The organism is Mucilaginibacter terrenus (assembly GCF_003432065.1).
GTDB lineage: Bacteria > Bacteroidota > Bacteroidia > Sphingobacteriales > Sphingobacteriaceae > Mucilaginibacter > Mucilaginibacter terrenus.
In genome coordinates, this window is sequence record NZ_QWDE01000001.1 from 1088323 (window position 1) to 1110778 (window position 22456).

General features: G+C 43.6%; 17 protein-coding genes. 6 read left to right on the forward strand and 11 right to left on the reverse strand.

The window, feature by feature from the left end; translation table 11 throughout:
• The first annotated feature begins 54 nt into the window (after window positions 1-54).
• Complete coding sequence (locus DYU05_RS04810) at window positions 55-1110, forward strand: L-dopachrome tautomerase-related protein (protein WP_117382957.1); 1056 nt, start codon at window positions 55-57, stop codon at window positions 1108-1110.
• A gap of 24 nt (window positions 1111-1134) precedes the next feature.
• Here DYU05_RS04810 and DYU05_RS04815 read toward each other — a convergent pair whose 3' ends face one another.
• From DYU05_RS04815 to DYU05_RS04825, 3 genes are all read right to left on the reverse strand, one after another.
• On the reverse strand, window positions 1135-3558 hold the full coding sequence (locus tag DYU05_RS04815) for an ABC transporter permease (RefSeq protein ID WP_117381832.1): 2424 nt from the start codon (window positions 3556-3558) through the stop codon (window positions 1135-1137).
• Between the two features lie 38 nt (window positions 3559-3596).
• Complete coding sequence (locus tag DYU05_RS04820; RefSeq protein ID WP_117381833.1) at window positions 3597-6008, reverse strand: ABC transporter permease; 2412 nt, start codon at window positions 6006-6008, stop codon at window positions 3597-3599.
• 84 nt (window positions 6009-6092) lie between these two features.
• Window positions 6093-8519, reverse strand: coding sequence for an ABC transporter permease (locus DYU05_RS04825; RefSeq protein ID WP_117381834.1), 2427 nt, complete (start codon window positions 8517-8519; stop codon window positions 6093-6095).
• A 257-nt stretch (window positions 8520-8776) separates the two neighbouring features.
• On the opposite strand from DYU05_RS04825, the gene DYU05_RS04830 reads away from it, so the two are divergent.
• The gene (locus tag DYU05_RS04830; RefSeq protein WP_117381835.1) at window positions 8777-9343 is read left to right on the forward strand and encodes a hypothetical protein; all 567 of its coding nucleotides are present in this window, start codon (window positions 8777-8779) and stop codon (window positions 9341-9343) included.
• Between the two features lie 20 nt (window positions 9344-9363).
• Here the strand turns inward: DYU05_RS04830 and trpB are convergent, their stop codons facing one another.
• From trpB to trpD, 3 genes are read right to left on the reverse strand one after another with little or no spacing between them, the layout of a single operon-like run.
• Window positions 9364-10545: a tryptophan synthase subunit beta gene (gene trpB, locus DYU05_RS04835; RefSeq protein ID WP_117381836.1), complete on the reverse strand. Its 1182-nt coding sequence runs from the start codon at window positions 10543-10545 to the stop codon at window positions 9364-9366.
• Window positions 10529-11158, reverse strand: coding sequence for a phosphoribosylanthranilate isomerase (locus tag DYU05_RS04840; protein ID WP_117381837.1), 630 nt, complete (start codon window positions 11156-11158; stop codon window positions 10529-10531). The genes trpB and DYU05_RS04840 overlap by 17 nt, the downstream gene beginning before the upstream one ends.
• A gap of 1 nt (window position 11159) precedes the next feature.
• The gene (trpD, locus tag DYU05_RS04845) at window positions 11160-12149 is read right to left on the reverse strand and encodes an anthranilate phosphoribosyltransferase (protein ID WP_117381838.1); all 990 of its coding nucleotides are present in this window, start codon (window positions 12147-12149) and stop codon (window positions 11160-11162) included.
• A gap of 508 nt (window positions 12150-12657) precedes the next feature.
• Here trpD and DYU05_RS04850 point away from each other — a divergent pair.
• On the forward strand, window positions 12658-13602 hold the full coding sequence (locus DYU05_RS04850) for an ion channel (protein WP_117381839.1): 945 nt from the start codon (window positions 12658-12660) through the stop codon (window positions 13600-13602).
• A gap of 83 nt (window positions 13603-13685) precedes the next feature.
• On the forward strand, window positions 13686-14105 hold the full coding sequence (locus DYU05_RS04855; RefSeq protein WP_117381840.1) for an SRPBCC domain-containing protein: 420 nt from the start codon (window positions 13686-13688) through the stop codon (window positions 14103-14105).
• Here the strand turns inward: DYU05_RS04855 and gloA2 are convergent.
• The gene (gloA2, locus tag DYU05_RS04860; RefSeq protein WP_117381841.1) at window positions 14102-14491 is read right to left on the reverse strand and encodes an SMU1112c/YaeR family gloxylase I-like metalloprotein; all 390 of its coding nucleotides are present in this window, start codon (window positions 14489-14491) and stop codon (window positions 14102-14104) included. The genes DYU05_RS04855 and gloA2 overlap by 4 nt on opposite strands.
• On the reverse strand, window positions 14491-16719 hold the full coding sequence (gene purL / locus DYU05_RS04865; RefSeq protein WP_117381842.1) for a phosphoribosylformylglycinamidine synthase subunit PurL: 2229 nt from the start codon (window positions 16717-16719) through the stop codon (window positions 14491-14493). The genes gloA2 and purL overlap by 1 nt, the downstream gene beginning before the upstream one ends.
• Window positions 16720-16735: 16 nt before the next feature.
• On the opposite strand from purL, the gene DYU05_RS21025 reads away from it, so the two are divergent.
• Complete coding sequence (locus DYU05_RS21025) at window positions 16736-16957, forward strand: hypothetical protein (protein WP_117381843.1); 222 nt, start codon at window positions 16736-16738, stop codon at window positions 16955-16957.
• A 14-nt stretch (window positions 16958-16971) separates the two neighbouring features.
• Here DYU05_RS21025 and DYU05_RS04875 read toward each other — a convergent pair whose 3' ends face one another.
• The 3 genes from DYU05_RS04875 to DYU05_RS04885 all read right to left on the reverse strand — a co-directional run bounded on the left by DYU05_RS04875 (window position 16972) and on the right by DYU05_RS04885 (window position 19632).
• Window positions 16972-17802, reverse strand: coding sequence for an energy transducer TonB (locus DYU05_RS04875; protein ID WP_117381844.1), 831 nt, complete (start codon window positions 17800-17802; stop codon window positions 16972-16974).
• A gap of 151 nt (window positions 17803-17953) precedes the next feature.
• The gene (locus tag DYU05_RS04880) at window positions 17954-18532 is read right to left on the reverse strand and encodes a DUF4468 domain-containing protein (protein WP_117381845.1); all 579 of its coding nucleotides are present in this window, start codon (window positions 18530-18532) and stop codon (window positions 17954-17956) included.
• Between the two features lie 71 nt (window positions 18533-18603).
• On the reverse strand, window positions 18604-19632 hold the full coding sequence (locus DYU05_RS04885; RefSeq protein WP_117381846.1) for a porin: 1029 nt from the start codon (window positions 19630-19632) through the stop codon (window positions 18604-18606).
• Window positions 19633-20216: 584 nt separating this feature from the next.
• Here DYU05_RS04885 and DYU05_RS04890 point away from each other — a divergent pair.
• Window positions 20217-22391, forward strand: coding sequence for a glutamine synthetase III family protein (locus DYU05_RS04890; protein WP_117381847.1), 2175 nt, complete (start codon window positions 20217-20219; stop codon window positions 22389-22391).
• Window positions 22392-22456 lie beyond the last annotated feature (65 nt).

The following is a 22456-nucleotide window of genomic DNA, read 5'->3' on the forward strand; positions in this document are numbered from 1 at the left end:
GGCAATGGTTATACCTGCATGAAAATCAAAGTATTGCTACTAACAACAGCTGTGATGAGCATAGCAATTTTATCAAACACTTACAAAGCTTCTGCACAGTCAAAGCTTGAACCTGTTTTTTCTGATAATACCTACCAGCTAACAGGTGTAGCTGCCTCATCAACAGGGAGGATATTTGTAAACTATCCGCTGTGGTCGTCAACTTATAAATATGCTTTGGTAGAAGTACTTCCTAACAACCAGGTTAAGCCCTATCCTAATGAAGAATGGAATAGCTGGAAGCCGGGCGATGATGGTAAAAACAAGTGGGTGTGTGTACAATCGCCCTACATAGATGAAAACGACTTTATGTATGTGGTTGATCCTGCATCGCCCAAGCTAGAAAAAGTTTATCAGAACAGCAATAAAGTAGTAAAGATAAATTTAAAGACCAATAAGGTAGAACGTACGTACTTTTTCACCGGAACAACCGACAACGGCAGTTATTTAAACGACATCAGGGTTGATGTGAAAAAACAAGTTGCTTACCTAACCAACTCAAACGAAGGTGGTATAGTGATATTAGATTTAAATACCGGCAGCAGCAGGCAGGTTTTACAGGGACATAAATCGGTACTGTCCGATCCCTATTTTAAATACATCATTGACGGCCGTGAGCTTACAAAGGAAGGCGTTCCGGCAAAATTCAATTCAGACGGACTGGCATTAACGCCCGACGGAGCTTGGCTATACTACAAATCAATTACTGATCATAAGCTATACAGGATTAAGACGGCCGACCTGCTGGATAGTACTTTAACAAGGCAGCAGCTTGCAGGCAGAGTAAATGACCTTGGAAGCAATTTCCCAAGCACAGATGGTATGATTTTCGACCAGGATGGCAACCTTTACTTTGGCGATCCTCAAAACTATCGAATGCTGAAGATGTCGCCTGACTTGAAAGTAACAACATGGATCTCCGATAAACGCCTGATCTGGCCGGACAGTTACTCTATTGCTAACGGCTACCTTTACATTACCACATCGCAAATAAACAAACAGCCCGATTACAATAACGGCGTTAATAAGCGTACGTCTCCATACATGGTGTTTAAAGTAAAGCTTAAGTAAGAGTATAGAGCTAAGCGGATTAGTCTATTCCGATCTTAAACTCTTAACCGGGTTCATCAGTGCGGCTTTTATTACACGGAAGCTCACGGTGACCAGCGTTATCAATACAGCAAGCAAACCGGCTATTACAAATACCCACCAGCTTATGGTTGTACGGTAGGCAAAATCCTGCAGCCATTTACTCATTGCCCACCATGCTGCAGGGCATGCAATAACAGCTGCAATACCCACCAGTTTAAGAAAATCGGTTGATAACATACCAACTATACTGCTAATGCTTGCACCTAATACTTTTCGTATACCAATTTCTTTGGTGCGCTGCTCTGCCGCATAGGTTACTAAGCCGAACAAGCCTAAACAAGCAATAAGTATAGCAAAGAATGCAAAAGACATGAAAATCTTACCGGTATTTTGCTCTGAACGGTACAAGCGGTTGAAGTCGTCGTCCATAAACGAAAAGTCAAAAGGTTGGCCGGCCATGTTTGCATCAGCTTTATAATAAATGTCCTTGATGCGGTTGATGGTTGAAGAAACGTTTTTAGTATCTATCCTGAAAGCCATTGCAGCATTATTATTCCTGAGCCTCAAAAGCAAGGGTTGAACCTTATTACGCAACGATCCGGTGTTAAAGTCTTTAACTATACCTACGATCTTATGCGGCGTTACCTGGTCATCACCAGACATGTATATACTTTTATTCAACGGGTCTCTGAGTCCGAGCATATTTACAGCCGACTCATTAATAATCACAGCATCAGAATCCGTCTTCATCGCCGGCGAAAAATTCCTTCCTTTCGCTACTTTCATTCCAAGCGTTGGTATATAGCCGCAGTCTACTTGCCATGTTGCCAAAGAAAGCGACTGTCCTGCGTTAGATCCTTCGTTGGTGTGGTAAACCTGGGTTTGTGTTTTTCCTTCGGTAGGTAAAAAGCCGGTGGTGGTAATTGATTTAACGCCCGGCAGGTTCAATGCTTCTTCTCTAAATGCTTTTATGTGATTACCAAGCGCGTAAGTATTCCTGAGTACAAGTACCTGCTCCCGGTTATAACCTAGATTTTTATTTCTGATATAATCCAATTGTGTATAGATGACCAGCGTGCCTACAATAAGGATGATTACGGCCGCAAATTGGAAAACTACAAGCCCGTTACGAAGAAAACTCCCTTTAAAACCTGAGGTAAGCTTTCCTTTTAACACATATATAGGCTGAAATGCTGACAAATAAAATGCCGGATAAAGGCCCGCCAGTATGCCTATTGTAAGCGCAGTTACTATCAGCACCGGCGTTGTCCAATTAGATGGCGACAGATTGATCATAAGCTGCCTGCCTGCCAAACCGTTGAAATAAGGCAACATAACCATGGCGACAGCAACAGCTATTAACAGCGCCATGAAGCTGGTGAGGACAGATTCTGTGAGGAACTGGTAAACAAGGGATAACCTGTTTGAACCTAAAACTTTGCGTACGCCTACTTCTTTTGCTCTCCCGGCAGAACTTGCAGTGGATAGGTTAACAAAGTTAATGCAGGCTATTACCAGGATGAATATAGCAATGATAGTAAAGATGTATACATACTGAATGTTGCCTGCGGGTTCCAGTTCAGTAGTAAGGGGAGAATGAAGGTGTATTGCTGTTAAAAGTGTTGTTGCAAACGTAAAGTGATCGCCTTTTTGCTCCAGCGCTGCAATTGTTGTATGTATAAACTGCTGTAATTCAGCGTCGGCATATTTGCGGGTCGCCTGCTTTAGATACCCATCTAGTTGAGCCTGAGTGGTTCCTTTACGCACCAGAATGTAGGTGTTGAATTCCACGTTGGTCCATTGAGTGCTGCGGCTTTCCGTGTTGCCGGTCATCGATTTTAAAATATTAAAATGAATGTGCGACTCTTCGGGAACATCTTGTAAAACGCCAGTTATCTTATAGTCGTCGGTATTATCCAGGTGTAGGGTCTTCCCTATTACGTCTGTTGAATTGAAATACTTAAGGGCAACCTTTTTCGTGATAACTATCGTGTGAGATTCCAGCAGGGCGGTCTTTGGGTCACCGGCTATCATAGGCAAAGTAAACACGGTAAATATGTTCGGATCAACATAAAAGCTGTTCGGCTCTATTATGGTTTGATTACCTTTCCTAACGAGTGTTTTACCGCTTTCTTTTATACGGGTAGCTTGTTCTACACGTGGGTATTCCTTCATCATAATGGTCGCCAAAGGTGCAGGCGACTCGCGTTCTTTAAAAAGGCTTCCATTTACTTTAAAATCTGAATATACCCGGTAAATATCTGCCGCTCTAGTATTATACTTGTCGTAGCTAAACTCCTCTACAACAAATAAGGTGATCAGTAAACAAACCGCCAGCCCTATAGCCAGGCCAAAAATATTAATAGCAGAAAATCCTTTATGGCGCCAGATATTACGGGTGGCTATTTTAAAATAGTTTTTGAACATGGTTATAGTCTTTTAGGTAGATGATGTTAATAAAGGGACTATTCTGACCGTAGGCTTTTAATCGGATTTGCAAGCGCTGCCTTTATAGACTGGTAACCCACCGTTACAAACGCAATAACAATTGCTAAGCCACCTGCAAGCAGGAACACCCACCATTGTATGTTTATGCGGTAAGCAAAACCCTGCAGCCAGTTAGTCATGGCGTAATAGGCCAATGGTGAAGATATTACCACCGCTATCAGCACCAGCTTTAAAAAGTCTGATGATATAAGTGCAACTATGCCAGCCACATTTGCGCCAAGCACCTTACGGATGCCAATTTCCTTTAGGCGTAAACGGGTAGAGAATACCGCCAGGCCAAATAACCCTAAGCAAGATATAAAAATTGTGACAAAAGTAAATGCCTTCAGGATATCACCGGTCCGCTGGTCTGCCTTATACATCTCTTCAAACTCCTGATCCAGGAAATGGTACTCTATTGGCGCGTTAGGGTAAAAGGTGTGCCATTTAGCTTGCACGGCTGCAATGGTCGCCGCTGTGTTACGGCCATCGGTCTTTACCAAAACTTTAGCAAACCAGCTATATTCCGGGAATATTACAATTGGCGATATCTTGTCGTGCAATGAGGTGAAATTGAAATCTTTAGCCACTGCTTTTACAATTCCCATCCTGCCGTTAAGGCCGATATGCTTACCAATAGCTTGTTCGGGTTTCCAGCCCATTGCTTTAACCGCAGTTTCGTTAAGTATGAAGCTATATTTTCGGAGCGAGTCCTCTTTAATCCTCACCTGCTGTTCGTCGCCCAAGTCAAGATCCCGGCCCTGTAGCAACTGGATACCCATTGTGCTGATAAAGGTCTTCTCTACAGGCATTGCAACAACGGATAAGCTGAAATCAGCATTCTTACCGTCGGCCGAGTTAATGGAGTAGCCGCCTGTAACGTTTATAGGGGAGTTATAAGTAGCTGTGGCACCTTTAACGCCGGGTTGCTGTGCAACTTCGTTCTTGAATGCTTCAAGTTCGTTGTAGCCCATGCCACCTATGTCAATTACCATTACCTGCGAACGGTTCATGCCTGTATTAAGGTGCTGGATGTATTGAAGCTGGCTGCCTGCTATCAGCGTGCTGATGATAAAAAACACAGAGACGATGAACTGGAACACCACCAGCGATTTACGCAGCGCATTGCCGCCTGCCGGCCCGGGAGAACTGCTCTTAAGCGTAACCACAGGTTTAAACGCCGATAGGTACAGCGACGGATAAGTACCTGCAAGCAGCGTTACCAATATAAATAACGTGGTTACAGCAAGTACCAACCAGTTGATGTTCCATGTGCTAAAGCCAAGCGTTTGCCCGCTAAAGTTGCTGAACCATGGGAAAGCCAGGCCAGCCATTAGCAATCCTATCAACAAGGAAGTAAGCGTAATGATACCTGCCTCGGTAATAAACTGGAAGAACAGCTGTTTACGCTGTGCGCCCATTACTTTACGTACGCCTATTTCCTTGGCGCGTTCGGCAGAACGCGCGGTAACTAAATTAAGAAAGTTTACGCAGGCCAATACAAGCAGTATTATAGCTACAGCACCCAAAATATAAATGTATTTTACGTTACCTGATGGCTCGATGCCATAACCTGCTTCCGAGTACAGATGCACCTTTGTAAGTGGCTCCAGCGTGTACCACTGGCGTGCACCGGGGCGTACCTCTTCTTTAAGCCTGCTTTTTGTAAAGGCATCAATTTGCGCTTGAACTTTAGCAATGCTGGTACCTTGCTTCAGCAAAAAGTACGAATAATCGCTTGATGAGTTCCACTTTAGATTTTTAGAACGCGGCATGATAGCGTAGCTCGCAAGTACATTAAACTTTATCTGAGAGTATTCGGGTACATCTTCAATAACTCCTGTTACAGTCAGATTTATACCATCAAGCACCACTACTTTACCAACAACATCGTCGCTGCCAAAGTACTTCTTTGCAGAAGATGCTGTTAAAACTGCAGAAGCAGATCCGTTTAATGCGGTTTTCCTGTCCCCTTTTATAAATTTGAAATCAAAAATGTTAAAGAACGATGGATCAGTCACCAGCACCTTCTTTTCTTTAAACAAGTTATCGCCCAGCTTTATAACCGATGGACTTGAGTTGCTGTAAGGAAAAATCCGAACAGCGTCCTCTATACCCGGTATCTGCTGTTTAAGCACTATAGCCGGCGCAGTTGGCGTTACTGCAAATACCCGCGGCTCCGGGTCATCAGATGATTGATAGCCGCTGGTTAACCTGGCGATACGGTCAGCCTTCTCGTGAAAACGGTCATACCTCAACTCGTTGATCAGGTACGTTGCTAAAAGCATGAAACAACAGATGCCAACCGCGAGGCCGGCTACGCTGATGATAGAGGTAGACCTGTTTTGCGCCAGGTTGCGCCATGCTGTTTTTAAGTAGTTCTTTATCATATAAACACTTGTAATATCGCTTGTACTATTAAGTTAATATAGCCCCTCTCCTGAAGGAGAGGGGTTGGAGTGAGGCTTCGGGCTTTACTCGCTCCTTAAACTCTTTACCGGGTTCACCAAAGCTGCCTTTACTGCCTTATACCCCACCGTTAACCAGGCAATACCCAGCGACCCTACAATAGCCAGTACGAACACGCCTGCGCCAAGTGATATACGGTAAGCAAAGTTTTGCAACCATTCTGACATGGTGTACCACGCCAGCGGCATAGCTATCAAGAAGGCGATAGCGATCAGTATCATGAACTCTTTCGAGAACATGAGCACGATACTGGTTACTGATGCACCTAGTACTTTGCGTACACCAACCTCTTTAGTACGCTGTACCGCCATGTACGACACCAGACCGTACAAACCAAGGCAGGAAATAAATATGGCGATGCCGGCAAACACCTTATACACCAGTGCTAACTGGTTCTCCTGCTGATAAAACTTTGCAATGTTTTCATCCAGGAAATAGCCGGTATAAGCATACTCGGGATAAGTTTGTTCCCAAAGTGCTTTTATATCTGCAACTGTACGGTTTAAATTACCGGTTTGAATTTTTACGCCCGCTAACGACTCGTATTTTTTCCGAGGTGAGATAACTATCGGCTTAACTGCGTCACGCAGCGAGTTGGTTTTAAAATCCTTTACAACACCCACTATGGGTGCCCAAAATCCACGTCCACCTAACTTTACAGTTTTACCTATAGCGTCCTCCGCTTTCTGGATGCCGAGTTTATGGATAAAGGTTTCATTTACTACAACCTGGCGTATGGTATCGCTGGGCTCGTATCCCCTGCCTGCTGCAAACTTAAAGCCGAATGTTTTGAAGTAGTCAGCATCTGCATACTTCACGAATGTATTGAAGGTTGGGTCGTTGGGTGAGTTGTTAAAGTAAAAGTTTTGTCCCCAGTTGTTGTCTGACGACGGTGCGTCTGATGCAAAACTTACTGACTTCACCTGCGGGTTTTGCAGCAACTGCTGTTTAAACGATTCTATTTTGGTTAGGCTTACACTGTCGGTATAACCCGGCAGTATCAATAAGGCATCTTTGTTAAAGCCCAGGTCCGCCTTGTTTACAAAGTCCATCTGGCTCACGGCTACCAATGTGCCTATGATAAGTACCTGCGCTATAACAAACTGCGCTACTACCAGCGCCCTGCGCAACGGTATACCACCAATTGATGCAGCAGTGATCTTATTTTTTATAGCTAATACCGGCTTAAAGCCTGATACTACCAATGCTGGGTAAATGCCGGATAAGAGGATAACAGCTACAAAAACAATCATCAGAAATAATACCGTACCTATATTAAAGATGCCAATATCATCCGGTACACTGGCTACGTTTTTTAGCTGGGGTAAAGCCAATTTGGCAAGGGCTGTGGCAATTAACACAGAGAATAAAACGATCAGCGCGGTCTCCCCTATTACCTGGAAGATGAGTTGCTTGCGGCTGCTGCCCAATACCTTGCGGATACCAACTTCTTTAGAGCGGCCTACCGACTGCGCAGTAGACAGATTAATAAAGTTGATAGATGCCATAACAATAATGAGTATGGCAATAAACGAAAGTGTTTTAATGGTGGCCTTACTGGTAAGGTGATCGCCTGTTGTATCACCTACGCTGGTATCGAAGTGCAGTTCTGACAGTGGCTGCAGGTAGTGCACTTTGGTTACACGTTTTTTATCGTTGCTAAACTTCGCGGTAAACGGAATAAGCCGTTGGTCCATTTGTTGAGCAGTTAAACCATCAGGTAACATTGCAAATACCTGGTGATTGCTGCTTAACGAATCCCATGTGCCGTCCCAGTTATAATCTGCCGGGTGTTCTTTCCAGGTACTGTAAGATACCAATACTTTGAGCGGAAAATCTGAGTTTTCAGGCGAATCTTCAATTACGCCCGCCACAGTAAGCGTAAGCACATTGTCCATCCGCAGTGTTTTACCCATAGCATCCTTCCAGTCACCAAAGTACTTGGTTGCGGTGCTTTTGTCAATTACCACCATGTTAGGCTGCTTTAAAACATCCTTACTACCCTGTAGCCATTGTTGCTGAAAAATATCGAAAAACTGCGGCTCCATAAAGAACACGCCAATCTGTTCTGTAAACTTCTTTGCATTTGCAGCATTGCCGGGGTCGGCACCTGGTACCGTGAGTTGGCTGCCGTAACTGGTGTTAAACGCGGCAAACTTTACCTGCGGAAAGTCGAGCCTTAATGCCTCTACAGCCGGTACAGAAACTCCGGGGTTGTAGGCCACGCCATCTTCACTTTTTTGCTGTGTGATGATGTGATAGATATTTTTGTAATTGGCAAAGCTGGTGTTAAAACTCAGCTCGAATTGTAGTATTACAAAAATAAGCAGGCAGGCGCCTATACCTACGCTGAGCCCTGCAATATTGATGAAGGAATATCCTTTATGGCGAACAATATTGCGCCATGCTATTTTAAAGTAGTTCTGTAACATAAAACCGGTATTTGCACTAACTTAGTTAATGCCGTACCAATTTTATAAGTAACTGTATAACAATAAATTGTGAACTATTAACCATGTACACTATGTACGCAAGTGTAACACACACTGTTCGGTAACGATACAGTAGTTTTCTGAATCGAATATCCGCATTTAACCGCAGCCGATAAAACGAAAACTATATTTGAAAATGATAGCAAGTTAAATCAGAATGTTAAAGATTGACGTTTGAAATTTATCTTAGCTCCACGATGTACGAATATACCACCCACCTTGAAAAATGGCTAACCTTTCAACGCTCCAGCCTGGAATTGGTTGCACAACTTCCTCCGCCTAAATTTGAATCTTTGCAATTCCACACCAAGGACATTAATGTAGAAAATTATAACAGCTGGATTGAGATATTACGTGAAAAAGGTATTAACAACCAAATGCCTGTCTTGTACTATTTTAATATAGAATCTACCTTTGACTGCAGCAAAATTCATTCGCAGATTAACGAGATGAAACGTAAATGCGAAGGCTCGTCGTTGATAATGCTACCAAAAATAAATTCTACTCAAAGTGAAAGCTCATCGGTGCTGTATGTTGGTAAAACTAACAGTAATTTTCTGCATCGCTTTAAAACCCACATCGGTATTACTCCAAACAAGATATATGCCTTGCAACTAGCTCAATGGGCAACAAACTTTGATTTAAAGCTGAACCTTTACTTTGCACCTTACACGTTACCGAAAGAACAACATAATTTGTTAGAACAAGTGGAACACGTACTTCATTTCAATTTAAAACCCATACTCGGGAGAGCCGGGCATTGAGTTGCCGTAAACGGGCACTCCTAAAAGCCAAAATACTTGATATAAGTATTGAGGTCCTTGTCTCCTCTTCCCGAAAGACATATCACGACATTGTCGCTGGCTTTAAGGGTCATCTTGTCCAGATAAGCCAATGCATGCGCGGTTTCAATTGCCGGTATAATGCCTTCCATCTGTGAGCAAAGTAAGCCTGCCTGTAAAGCTTCGTCGTCGGTTATGCTTACGTAGGTCGCACGTTTTATTTTATATAAATGCGCGTGCTGTGGCCCTATGCCCGGATAATCTAACCCTGCCGAAATGGAATATGGTTCTTCCACCTGTCCATCCTCGGTTTGCATTAATATGGTACGGCTGCCGTGCAAAACACCTTCGCGGCCTAAAAAAGTAGTGGCTGCGGAATGCCCGCTTTCTACACCTTTTCCGGCTGCTTCTACTGCTACCAGCTTTACATTTTCGTCATCAAGAAAATGGTAGAACATACCCATGGCATTACTACCACCACCTACACAAGCCATAACATACTGCGGCAATTCGGTACCGGTTTGCTCCAGCAATTGTTTCTTAGTCTCTTCGGATATAATGGACTGAAACTTGGCCACCATTTCCGGGTAAGGAAACGGACCAACTACAGAGCCTATAATATAGTGAGTGTCTACAGGGTTACCTATCCAGTCGCGCAGGGCTTCGTTAGTGGCATCTTTAAGCGTTTTACTGCCCGATGTTGCAGCTACTACCTTTGCACCAAGCATTTTCATGCGTGATACGTTGGGTGCCTGGCGCTCCATGTCTATCTCGCCCATGTAAACCACGCACTCTATACCTTTTAACGCACAAACCGTAGCGGTAGCAACGCCGTGCTGGCCGGCACCCGTTTCGGCAATAATGCGTTTTTTACCTAAACGCTCGGCTAAAAGTATCTGACCGATGGCATTATTTATTTTGTGCGATCCGGTGTGGTTGAGGTCCTCCCGTTTAAAAAAGATGTTAGCGCCATACTTTTCCGAATACCTTTTAGCATGATATAACGGGGATGGCCTGCCTACGTAATCGCGCATCAACTGGTTAAACTCCGCTTTAAAGCTTTCATCGTTTATGATCTTAAGGTATTCCTGCCTTAGCTCTTCAACGTTGGGGTACAACATTTCGGGAATGTATGCTCCGCCAAAATCACCGTAATAACCCTGCTCGTTAACTCCGTACTTCATCTCTTAACTTCTTAAATGCGTCTTCTAATTTTTTAATGTCCTTCACTGCCGGCGCTGCCTCAAATTTGCTGTTAAGATCTACCCCGTAAAACATGGAGTGCTTAATGTTCTTTACCTCGTCTATATTGTCGGGGCTTATCCCGCCCGATAGAAAGAACGGCACGCTGCCGGTGTACTTATCCAATATGGTCCAATCGAAAGTTTGTCCCGAACCGCCTCGTGCGGCGGTTTTGGTGTCGAACAGGAAATAATCTACTGTATTATAGTAAGGCTCCAGTTCGGCGAAGTCAAAGCAATCGTCTACGCCAAATGCTTTAATCACTTTAAGGCGTGCCTTTAATATCTTACAGTCGTCCGGGCTTTCGCAGCCATGCAGTTGTACGGCATTAAAACTGTAACGTTCTATCAGCTCGTTTATCTCTTCCAGCGGCGCGTCAACAAAAACGCCGGTTCTAAGGATATTGTCAGCTATCGGTATCAAATCGCTGTCCTCCATACCCTGTATATATCGCGGCGACCTGTCATAACAAATAAACCCCACCAAGTCGGGGCAAAGTGCCGCCACCTTGCTAATATTATCCGGAAACTTTAATCCGCATACTTTTATTTTCATGTTAGTTAGCTATCAAGCGTTTGAAGCTGGCCAATGCTTTTTTACTAATAAGCGCCGCCTCTGCTTCGTAAAAACAATCGGCAAAGCTTTTGTTTGGCGCAATGGTTTGGATAGCAATAGCAGCATTACTTAGCACCACATTGGTTCGCGCCGATGTGGCGTCGTCATTAAGAACCTTCATAAATATATCCGCCGACTCGGCTACAGTGTGCCCGCCGGTAATATCACTTTGCGCCAGCTTTTCAAAACCCAACTGCTCAATACTGTTAATCTTTTCGCCTTCGGCCGAAAAGGTTTTGAAATCGCAGGTAAGCGATATTTCATCATAACCATCCAGAGCATTCAAAATAGTGTATTTAATACCTGATTTTTGATAAAGGTAAGCGTAAACCCGCGCCAGCTCCAGGTTAAACACACCCACCATCTGGTTTTGCGGCCGGGCCGGGTTAACCAAGGGACCAAGCATGTTAAAGAATGTTTTTACACCCAGTTCACGCCTTATAGGCGCTACTGTCTTCATAGCCGGATGGAACAGCGGTGCATGCAGAAAGCAGATATTTGCCTCGTCTATACTCCGCTTGAGTTTGTCCGTGTCATTAGTAAACACATAGCCCAGGTGCTCCATCACGTTTGATGATCCGCAGCCTGATGACACACCATAGTTGCCATGTTTGGCCACCTTGTAACCTGCCCCTGCCACCACGAAAGAGGCCAGTGTCGATATGTTGAAAGTGTCTTTACCATCGCCGCCGGTACCGCAAAGGTCTACCAGCTCGCCGTTCTGAAGATCTATAGGCAGACAAAGTTCCAGCATGGCATCACGGAAGCCTTCCAGTTCGTCAACCGTAATGCTGCGCATACAGTAAGCTGTCATGAAGGCAGCCATTTGGGAGTTGTTATACTGCCCAAGCGCTATGTTCTTGAGTATTTCTTTAGACTGCTCCCGGCTGAAGGTCTTATGTTCGAAAAGGTGGTTAAGTATCTGTTTCATGAGCCTGATCCCTCTAAGGGGAAGTCCGTTTGTTAGTTTAATTAATTATCATCCTTAACATTTTCTATTAAAAAGTCAGGATACAAAAAAGGGCCGCCTTACGGCAACCCTTTCAAAATATCTTGTGAAAACAAAAATGAGGTTGCCTTACGAATTCTCGTTAAGCCACCACCAGTTATTGTTTACTACGTTCGCGTTCATTACGCAGCAAATATGGAAATACTTTTTTCTAAAAACAAGCTTTATGATACTTTTACAATGGAAGGTTTGCACATTTCAGCGGAACGGATCTCGCTGCCGTTAAACAAGAATAAAAGCGGGTCAAAAAATGTGGTTTTTGCAGATTTTTGCTCGTGATTTTAACTTTACGACCCGGCAGCAGCAATTAATTTACTGCCAAAAACATCGTCCCTAAGATAAGGATTATCGCTAAAAATTGTGGTGACAAGGTTTTGTCACCAGGCAATATAAAACCTGGCTAATAATTACCTATTTTGCTGATACAAACATGGCAATACGCGAACAAAAAGTAAACCCGGAGAATGACTTAGGCTTTGGCCCTCAGCCGGTTATAAAGAGTCAGCCGCTTATTAACAAAGACGGTTCTGTCAATGTAAAGCGCAAGGGTTTAGCCCTCTTCAATACGGCAGATAACTACCATAACCTCATCAAAATGAGCTGGGGTAAGTTCTGGTTTATTGTATTGACCGGCTACCTTATTGCCAATCTTTTCTTTGCAACTATCTATGTATCAATAGGTATGGATAGCTTTCAAGGCGCTGATGGTGCTACTCCGCTAGGCCATTTTTTAGACGCTTTCTTCTTTTCAGCGCAGACTATTTCTACAGTAGGCTACGGCCATATCAACCCTAAAGGCGTGACTGCCAATGGGGTAGCTGCTATAGAGTCAATGGTAGGCCTGTTGGCATTCGCGCTGGCAACCGGCTTGCTTTACGGGCGTTTTTCCAAGCCATCAGCAAAAATTGTATACAGCGACAAGATACTGGTGAGCCCCTACCGCGACGGTGATAAAGGACTGATGTTCAGGTTGTCAAACCTTCGGCGCAACGTGTTAATCGACTTGGGCGTGGAGGTGATATTCTCCTACAACGAGATAGTAAATGGCAAAGCTACACGTAAATTTTTCCCGTTAGAACTTGAGCGAAAGGAAGTTAGCCTGCTAACGCTCAACTGGACAATTGTACATCCGCTTGATGAGAACAGCCCATTAGCAGATGCCACGCCTGAAGAACTGGAGCGTACCCAGGCATCTTTTTCGGTACTATTAAAGGCTTTTGATGATACCTTCTCGCAAACCGTCCATTCCAGAACCTCTTACACGTATGCAGATATGGTTTGGGGGGCTAAGTTCATACCCATGTTTGACCGTGAAGAAAGCGGCAGGATTGAACTGGATATGAGCAAAATAAGCGTTTTCAAAATGGTTGATTAGTCGCATTTACCCTCTGCTATTGCCGCATTTACCCGTTTGCATGTAATGATAGCGCCTATATCTTTGATCATCAGCGACAAAACATGAACGCAATAACTGTAACTACCGAAGTAAACGCGTCTATAGAAACTATATGGCAACTATGGAACGGGCCTGAACACATTATGCAATGGAACGTAATGTCCGACGATTGGCATTGCCCGCATGCGGAAAACGATCCCAAGACTGGGGGCAGGTTTAATTTTGTGATGGCCTTAAAGGATGGTAGCTTCAGCTTCGATTTTGCAGGCGTTTATACAGATGTAATAGCTAATCAGCTGATGTCGTATAAGTTAGATGACGGCAGGCGATCTACTATCCTGTTTACCGGGAGTTCTCCTGTAAGGATTACGGAGACATTTGAACCTAATGTAAGCATGCCGTCAGAAGATCAGCAACGGGCTTGCCAATCTGTCCTCAACAACTTTAAGATGTATGCCGAGAAAGCTCTGGTTTCCAGCTAAATCTCGTATAATTCTAAAGGCAAACCATCAGGATCAGCAAAAAAAGTAAAGCGCTTGCCGGTGGTTGGGTCTATGCGAACAGGTTCAGCAGGCACTCCATTTTCATTAATGTGAGCAATAGCTTCATCAATGTTGTCAACCTCAAAGGCCAGGTGCCTTAAGCCAGTCGCTTCCGGGCCGGACGGACGTGCAGGTGGATCAGGAAACGAGAAAAGCTCAATTTGATACTGTCCGCCCACTTCCAGGTCCAGTTTGTAAGAGTTTCGCTCTTCACGGTACACTTCGCGAACAACTTTCAGTCCAAGCACTCCGGTATAGAAGTGCTTAGACCGCTCATAATCTGAACAGATAATTGCAACGTGCTGTATCTTGTTAAGCTTAAGCATTATGCTTCGCCCAGGCTTACGTGAAGCACACTATCGTAAACCATTTTGATATCCATAATGTTGCCGAACAGCTCGCCATCAATATTGGTGTTACCTATGCCATTTACGTTACCTAAAAGGCTAAACTCTACCTCGCTGGTAGCCATCATTTCTACAAAGCGTTCCTGATCATCAGGTGCAATGCTTACCACTACCCTGCCCTGCGCTTCGCCAAATAAGAACGCGTCTTTACGGAAGGCATCATCTGTAACAATGTCAAACCCTAAAGCATTTGGCAGGCACGATTCTACCAGCGCAATGTATAAACCGCCGTCAGCTACGTCGTGAGCTGATTGCACAACCTTGTGCCTGATAAGTTCTTTTACCACCTGGTGCATGGCATATTCCTTATCTAAGTCAAAATAAGGTGCAGGCGCCTTTAGTACTTTGTGGTAAGATGCAAGGTATTGAGATGAAGCTATATCGTTTTGTGACTCACCTATCATATAAATCAAATCACCGGGTGACTTGAAGTCAAGCGTCATCATGTTTGTACGGTCATCCATTACTCCCAGCATACCGATGGTAGGTGTCGGGAACACAGGTCCCTCATCACTGGACTGATTGTAAAAGCTTACGTTACCACCTGTAACCGGTGTTTCAAACTTGGTACAAGCCTCGCCCATGCCTTTAATAGCACCTACAAATTGCCAATATACTTCGGGCACGTATGGGTTACCAAAGTTAAGGCAGTTAGTAATAGCTACCGGCTCGCCACCTGCACATGTAATATTACGGGCAGCTTCTGCAACGGCTATAGCGGTACCCTTCTGCGGATCGGCGTAAACGTAACGGGAGTTACAATCGCATGTTAATACAATAGCTTTTTCGGTATCCTGTACAGCAACCACGGCAGCATCGCTCGGGCGATTAGTAGTCATTGTAGAATGGCCGATCATAGAATCATACTGATCAGTTACCCAACGCTTTGATGCAATGTTTGGATGTGCTATCAAATGCTCAGCAACATCTACCAAATTCTCCGGCTCCGCTATATCTTCAATTTTAAATTTCTGATTTTCTGCATAGTAAGCTGGTTCGCGGTACTCGCGCTGGTAAACCGGCGCGCCCCCACCCAACACAAGATCGTCGGCAGGAACGTCAGCAACCTTCTCACCATTCATAAAGTATTCCAGGCGTTTAGTGTCGGTAACCTCACCTATTTTAACACAGTTAAGGTCCCATTTATCAAACACCGCCTCAACTAAGGCTTCTTTACCTTTTTCTACCACAATCAGCATACGCTCCTGAGATTCAGAAAGCAATATCTCATATGGTTTCATGTTCTCCTGGCGCATAGGTACGCGATCCAGGTGTATAACCATGCCGTGCTCGCCTTTGGCGCTCATTTCTGAGTTTGAACAAATAATACCTGCGGCACCCATATCCTGCATGCCTACAACAGCACCGGTCTTAATAACCTCCAGTGTAGCTTCAAGCAACAATTTTTCCTGGAACGGGTCGCCTACCTGTACGGCAGGAAGATCGTTTACCGAATCTTCAGTAATGTCCTTCGACGCAAAAGCAGCACCGTGAATACCGTCTTTACCGGTAGCAGAGCCAACAATGTAAACAGGGTTGCCTACTCCGTAAGATGTTGCAGATACCGTTTCACCTTCCTTAACAATGCCTGCGGAGAACGCGTTTACCAACGGATTGATGTTAAAGCAATCATCAAAGTAAAGTTCGCCACCAACTGTAGGTATGCCGAAGGCATTGCCGTAATGGCTAATACCTTTTACCACGCCTTTTACCAGCCACTTGGTCTTATCTAATTTAAGATCACCAAAACGCAGGGAGTTCATCTGCGCAATAGGCCTGGCGCCCATGGTGAATATATCGCGGTTAATACCGCCGACACCCGTTGCTGCTCCTTGATAAGGTTCAAGCGCCGACGGGTGGTTATGTGATTCAATCTTAAAAGCGCATCCAATACCTCCGCCAAGATCAACTAATCCGGCGTTCTCTTCACCCGCTTTTGCCAACATGCGCGGGCCATCTTTAGGTAAGGTTTTAAGCCAGGTGATAGAGTTTTTATATGAGCAGTGCTCGCTCCACATTACCGCGAAAATAGATAGCTCGGTAAAGTTGGGTACGCGGCCCATTATCTCGTTTATTCTGTCGAATTCTTGCGGTAAAAGGCCCAGATCTTTGGCGGTTTCAACGGTGGTTAATTCCTGCTGCTCCAATGTAGTTATCGTTTAGATGAAAGGATGTGCAAAGGTAGAAAAAAGCCGTGAAAGGCGAAAGGTAAAAGGCGAAAGCTTACGCTCGACGTTAGTTAACGTTCCTCTTTCTATTAACAAAAAGCTCCGGCAACTTTACAAAGTTACCGGAGCTAAACTAAACACCAGGACTAAATGGGATTTGCTTAATATAATCACGTTAAATCATCACTTCACATCTACTAAATACTTCCGCTACTAAAATCCCACCGGCCATTATTCTACTGGTAACTGAAAATTTATAGGAATCTGGTATCTTACCCTTACCGGCTGGCCGTTCTGTTTGCCTGGCTTCCAGGCCTTAGCTAACTTAAGTACCCGTGCAGCTTCCTGGTCAAACCCGTAACCTGCTCCTTTTACTATAGTGATATTACTGAGCTCACCATTTTTTTCGACAACAAAGCTTACTATGACTTTGCCGGATACTCCCGCGTCCTCAGCCTGTGACGGAAAATGCATGTTTTTTCCTAAGAATTTAGAGAATGCGTCGAATCCGCCCATAGGCTCGGGCATTGCCTCCAAACTTTCAAAGGGCACCAGTTCATTTCCGGTAGACGGCGGAGCAGCTGGTGGGCCCACAGGGCCATCTGCTGGCGGTGCTAGTGCAGGACCATCTACACCTTTTGTGGTTGTGCTGCCAATATCACCCTTAATCTGGTCGATGATCGGGGGTTCTTCAGTTACTGTTTGCTTAGTAACCACGAAGGAGGTAAGTTTTGTAGTAGATGTTGCAGGCAGTTGTTTAGCAGGGGTACTTTGCTTTGGTTGCTTCGGTTGAGCAATTTTTTCAGGTAGGATTATTTTAATGACCTTATCATCCATTTTCACCGGAATCATTTTAACAACATCTTCTATCGGCGTATATCGAGCAATAATGAAAGCAACGGTGCATAAAAATGCAACTGTGCCAAAGGTGTGCCCCATAGCTTTAGCCATAGTAGAGGAATAGCTGTTTCGCAGTTCATAAGCGCCGTATTCCTTGTTTCGGTCGGTAAATACAACATCAAGCCACTCGGTGTTGTACAAATCAAATTTTGTGTTTAGCATAACGTTTAGAATTTAATTTTCTAATATAACGATATTGCAACACAAAAAGTTGGCGTTAATCGAACTTTTGCAAAATAAACATTTGTATTAATCTCAAATTACAAATTTAATATGTTAAAAGCATTTTTATTAAAATTATTATTTGGCATGATCACCACTTTTCTGTATCAACTTTCTTCAAAACCTCAGCCTTCTTTAAAGCTGGCACTTTATCCATCTCTTGTTTCAGCCTGTCGGCTGTTTCCTTACAAGCAGCAGCAATCTGTGTTAAGTAACTTTCCGCATCCTTTGCAGCCACTTTCGAGGATAGTTTTTCCGCAGGTATGAATATACCTGGTACTGCTACCATATTGCCATACCTGTCTATCTTATAAGGTGTAAATACAAAATCGGTAAACTTGTATCGATATCTCCCATCTTTGGTTTCGATGGACAATTTGTAGGTTACATCTCCACCTTGTTTTTTTGATGCGAGCGAACTGGTATACACCACGTATCTACCTTTTACTGTTATAGCATTTTGCGTTTGGTTTTTCGCCAGATCATCATCGTAGTACTTACTTACGAAGCTTAAACCACGCATGTACAGACTATCCGCATTAAGCCCGGCTTTCTCCACCACTGCGTAGTAAACGTTTTTACTGTTCTCATCTAATTGGAGGGATTCTGTTTGTGCAAACGCAATGCAGACAGATGTTACTAATATAAGGAAGAGGATGATTTTTTTCATACAATAAAGATAAAGCCACCTGTATAAATACAGATGGCTTAAAGATAAACTTAATTATTAGTCGCGGTATTTTAGAAGGCGTAAACTGCAGCAAGTACAAACTGCGATGCAGATTTCTTACCCATCAGGTCTTTGTTTACGAATGATTCTGTATTAGCATGATCAAGTCTTACCTCAGGAATAACGGTTAGCGGGCCAGCTTTGATATTTGATGTTAAAGTGAATGCTTTAACACTAGGGCCACCGTCTTTATACTTAAAGTACTCCCCTCTTAAACCAAAGGACACTACTGAGCTGGCTGCAATCTGCGGATACAAGGCAACACCCTGGAAGCCGCCGTTGCTGTTAGGCGCGTTAAAATCTGCAGCATTCAGGCCTAGTTTAAAAGCACTGGTGATTTGGTATGCGGTTGTAAGGTCTACTTCAGTACCCGATGTACTTCCTGATACCAGGTTAAGGTAAGCGGTCCAGCCGGTTACCGGGCTCACAAACAACTGCGCCCCAAATGTTGATACGTCCTTTGTGGAAGTATAGTTGTTCCAGCTGTCGTTAAAGATTCCCGCCATCAGGCTTACCTTATCAGAGAAAGCGTAAGTACCTTTTAAACCTGCATTTTGGAATGGGCCGTTGGTAAACAGGTAAGACGTAGAGTAGTTGAAATTACCAACAGGCGATATTACCTCGTAACCTACGAAGGTTGCCATGTAACCACCCGTAACCGTAAATTTGTCGGTAAGATCGTATGATACGTAAAGGTTTTGAATATGAAACGACTGCCCGTTACTGCCAGCATCAGGTATAGACTGCGCCTGGCCACGCGGACCGAAGCTTAGCTCTCCTACGAACGCTGCTTTACCTACCTTTTTCTTTAAACCGAGATCTATCATACCAATAGATACCGAATTTTGATCGCTGGCGAAACTGGTACCAATGTTTGAGCTATTGTTGGCTGGGTTTCTGTAACCGGAAAAATCGTATTTGTAGTAGGTGTCAACGGATCCTGAAATCACCAGAGGCGGATCCGCTTTAGGCGTCTCTTGTGCGCTGGCTGTAAACGTTGCGGCTGCAAATAAAGATAAAAGTAAAAGTTTTTGTTTCATGATAAAGAATTTGTTGTTTATAGTAATTAATTGTGGGTTACATATTAATCATCGACAAAAACACTCAATCAACTACAATTAAATCACAAGGAGCTTAATCACCATCAACTTTTCTCACCAATTTACCCTTACACCTACTTTATCCATCTCAAAAGCTTCTTTGAATAATAATAATCTCTATAGATTTTGTATTACTTATCAATTTTTCATGAAAATAGATATTTAACAACTAAAAACAAATTAATATTTATAAAAAATAGCAAAAAATATAATTATTGCTGTTTGAAATGTTTGTAACAGCAACAAATAACACAACATATAACTATATACTCGAATTAAATTTATAAAAAACCTAATTATATTAGTTTTAAGCGAAAAAAACCCGGTAAAAATGAGATAAATACAAAATAAAACACTAGTTATATAGAAATATTGATAAAAAATTAGGGTAAAGATGATTATAACCGTAAATTTTATAAGAATTTAGAAATGATTTTAGCGGGTATCGCAATGGCTAGACTAACAATACTTAGTAGTATTATTTTAGGAGAATTTCTACTTTTGGCGTAACCAATTCATATACCATGCCCAACATTCGCTTCCAGGCACTGCGAGACGCAAGCAATCGCGAGATACCAGAACTAAAAACACCATCAAGCAAAATTTCAGACTACTTTGGCGCTAATGTATTTGATAAGCACAAGATGAAAGAGTATCTATCATCTGAAGCTTTCGCCGGAATTGTTAACTCTATTGATAACGGAGAAACAATCCCTCGTGAGCTTGCAGAGCAGGTAGCCTCCAGCATGCGCTCCTGGGCGATGAGCAAAGGCGCTACCCACTACACACACTGGTTTCAGCCGCTTACCGGCAGTACTGCCGAGAAACACGACGCCTTTTTTGAACCTACCGCAGATGGCGGCGCTATAGAACGCTTTAGCGGCGACGCTTTGGCACAGCAAGAACCGGATGCATCCAGTTTCCCCAGCGGCGGTATACGTAACACTTTTGAGGCACGTGGCTACACCGCGTGGGACCCGTCGTCGCCTGCCTTTATCATAGGCCGCACACTTTGTATACCAACCGTATTTGTATCCTACACCGGCGAGGCATTGGATTACAAGGTTCCGTTACTTAAAGCGCTTAGTGCTTTGGACAAAGCTGCCGTGGATGTTTGCCACTACTTTGATAAGAGCATTGAAAAAGTTAATGCATCATTGGGCATTGAGCAGGAGTATTTCCTGGTAGATACTGCGTTGTTTAACGCCCGACCTGACCTTTACCTTACCGGCCGCACTTTGTTCGGGCACATGTCTGCAAAAAACCAGCAACTGGAAGATCATTACTTTGGGTCTATTCCCAGCCGTGTGTATGCCTTTATGCAAGACATGGAGACAGAGGCATTGCAACTGGGGATACCGTTAAAAACGCGTCATAACGAAGTTGCACCGTCACAATTTGAATGCGCACCTATATATGAAGAAATAAACCTTGCTATAGATCATAACCAGCTATTAATGGATATTATGGACCGTGTTGCAGCGCGCCATAACTTTAAGGTGTTGCTTCACGAAAAGCCATATGCGGGAATAAACGGCTCCGGTAAACACAACAACTGGAGTATGATTACCAACACGGGTAAAAACCTGCTGTCGCCAGGGAAAACGCCAAAAAACAACCTCCAGTTCCTCACGTTTTTTGTAAACACTATAAAGGCAGTACATGAGAATGCCGATTTGCTTCGTGCATCTATTGCTTCGGTTAACAACGATCATCGTTTGGGTGCTAACGAAGCACCGCCGGCGATTATATCCATATTCCTGGGTAGTCAGCTTAATGATGTATTAGATGAGATAGATACCTCTCGCCTAAGCAAAAAGATCAAGGAGGAAAATTCACTTTGGCAGGGTATTCCTAAAATACCACAGATATTAAAGGACAATACCGACCGTAACCGTACGTCGCCATTCGCATTCACCGGCAATAAGTTTGAACTGCGTGCAGTAGGCTCATCAGCCAACTCTGCCAGCCCTATGACCATATTGAACCTGATAGTGGCAGATCAGCTTAAAAAATTCAAGTTTGATGTAGATAAACTGATTAAAAAAGGCGAGAAAAAAGATGTAGCGTTAATGACCATCATCAAACGGTACATTAAAGAATCACGCGCTATCCGCTTTGAAGGCAATGGCTACAGCGAAGATTGGGAGCGCGAAGCTGAAAAACGCGGGTTAGCAAACATTAAAACAACTCCTAAAGCACTTGACGCGCTAATATCCCCTAAAGCGGAAGAGCTATTTGAAGAAACAGGCGTGTTTAGCAAACGCGAGGCACATGCACGTCATGAAATACTGCTGGACAGCTTTTACAAAAAGCTGCAGATAGAAGCCCGGGTTATTGGCGAGCTAACGCTCAATATCATCATACCAGCGGCTTTGGAGTACCAAACTAAGCTTATTACAAACGTAAAGGGGTTAAAAGAAATTGGCTTAGATGAAAGCGCTTACGCAGCTCAGTTAGATATTATCAGCCGTATCGCGGGTCACATCAACACAATAAAGAATGATGTGGAAAAGATGATAAGCGAACGTAAGAAGGCAAATGCTATTGAAGACATTCGCGAGCGCGCTATCAGCTATGATGAGAATGTAAAAAGCTACTTCCAGCCTATTCGTTATAACGTGGACAAACTAGAGCAACTGGTAGATGATGCCATGTGGCCGCTGCCTAAATTCAGGGAGCTGCTGTTTATTAAATAAGGGTGGTAATGTTCAAAAGTGTTCAGTTTTTTTAGCGCCTAATTGAAATGAACACTTGTTTAAAC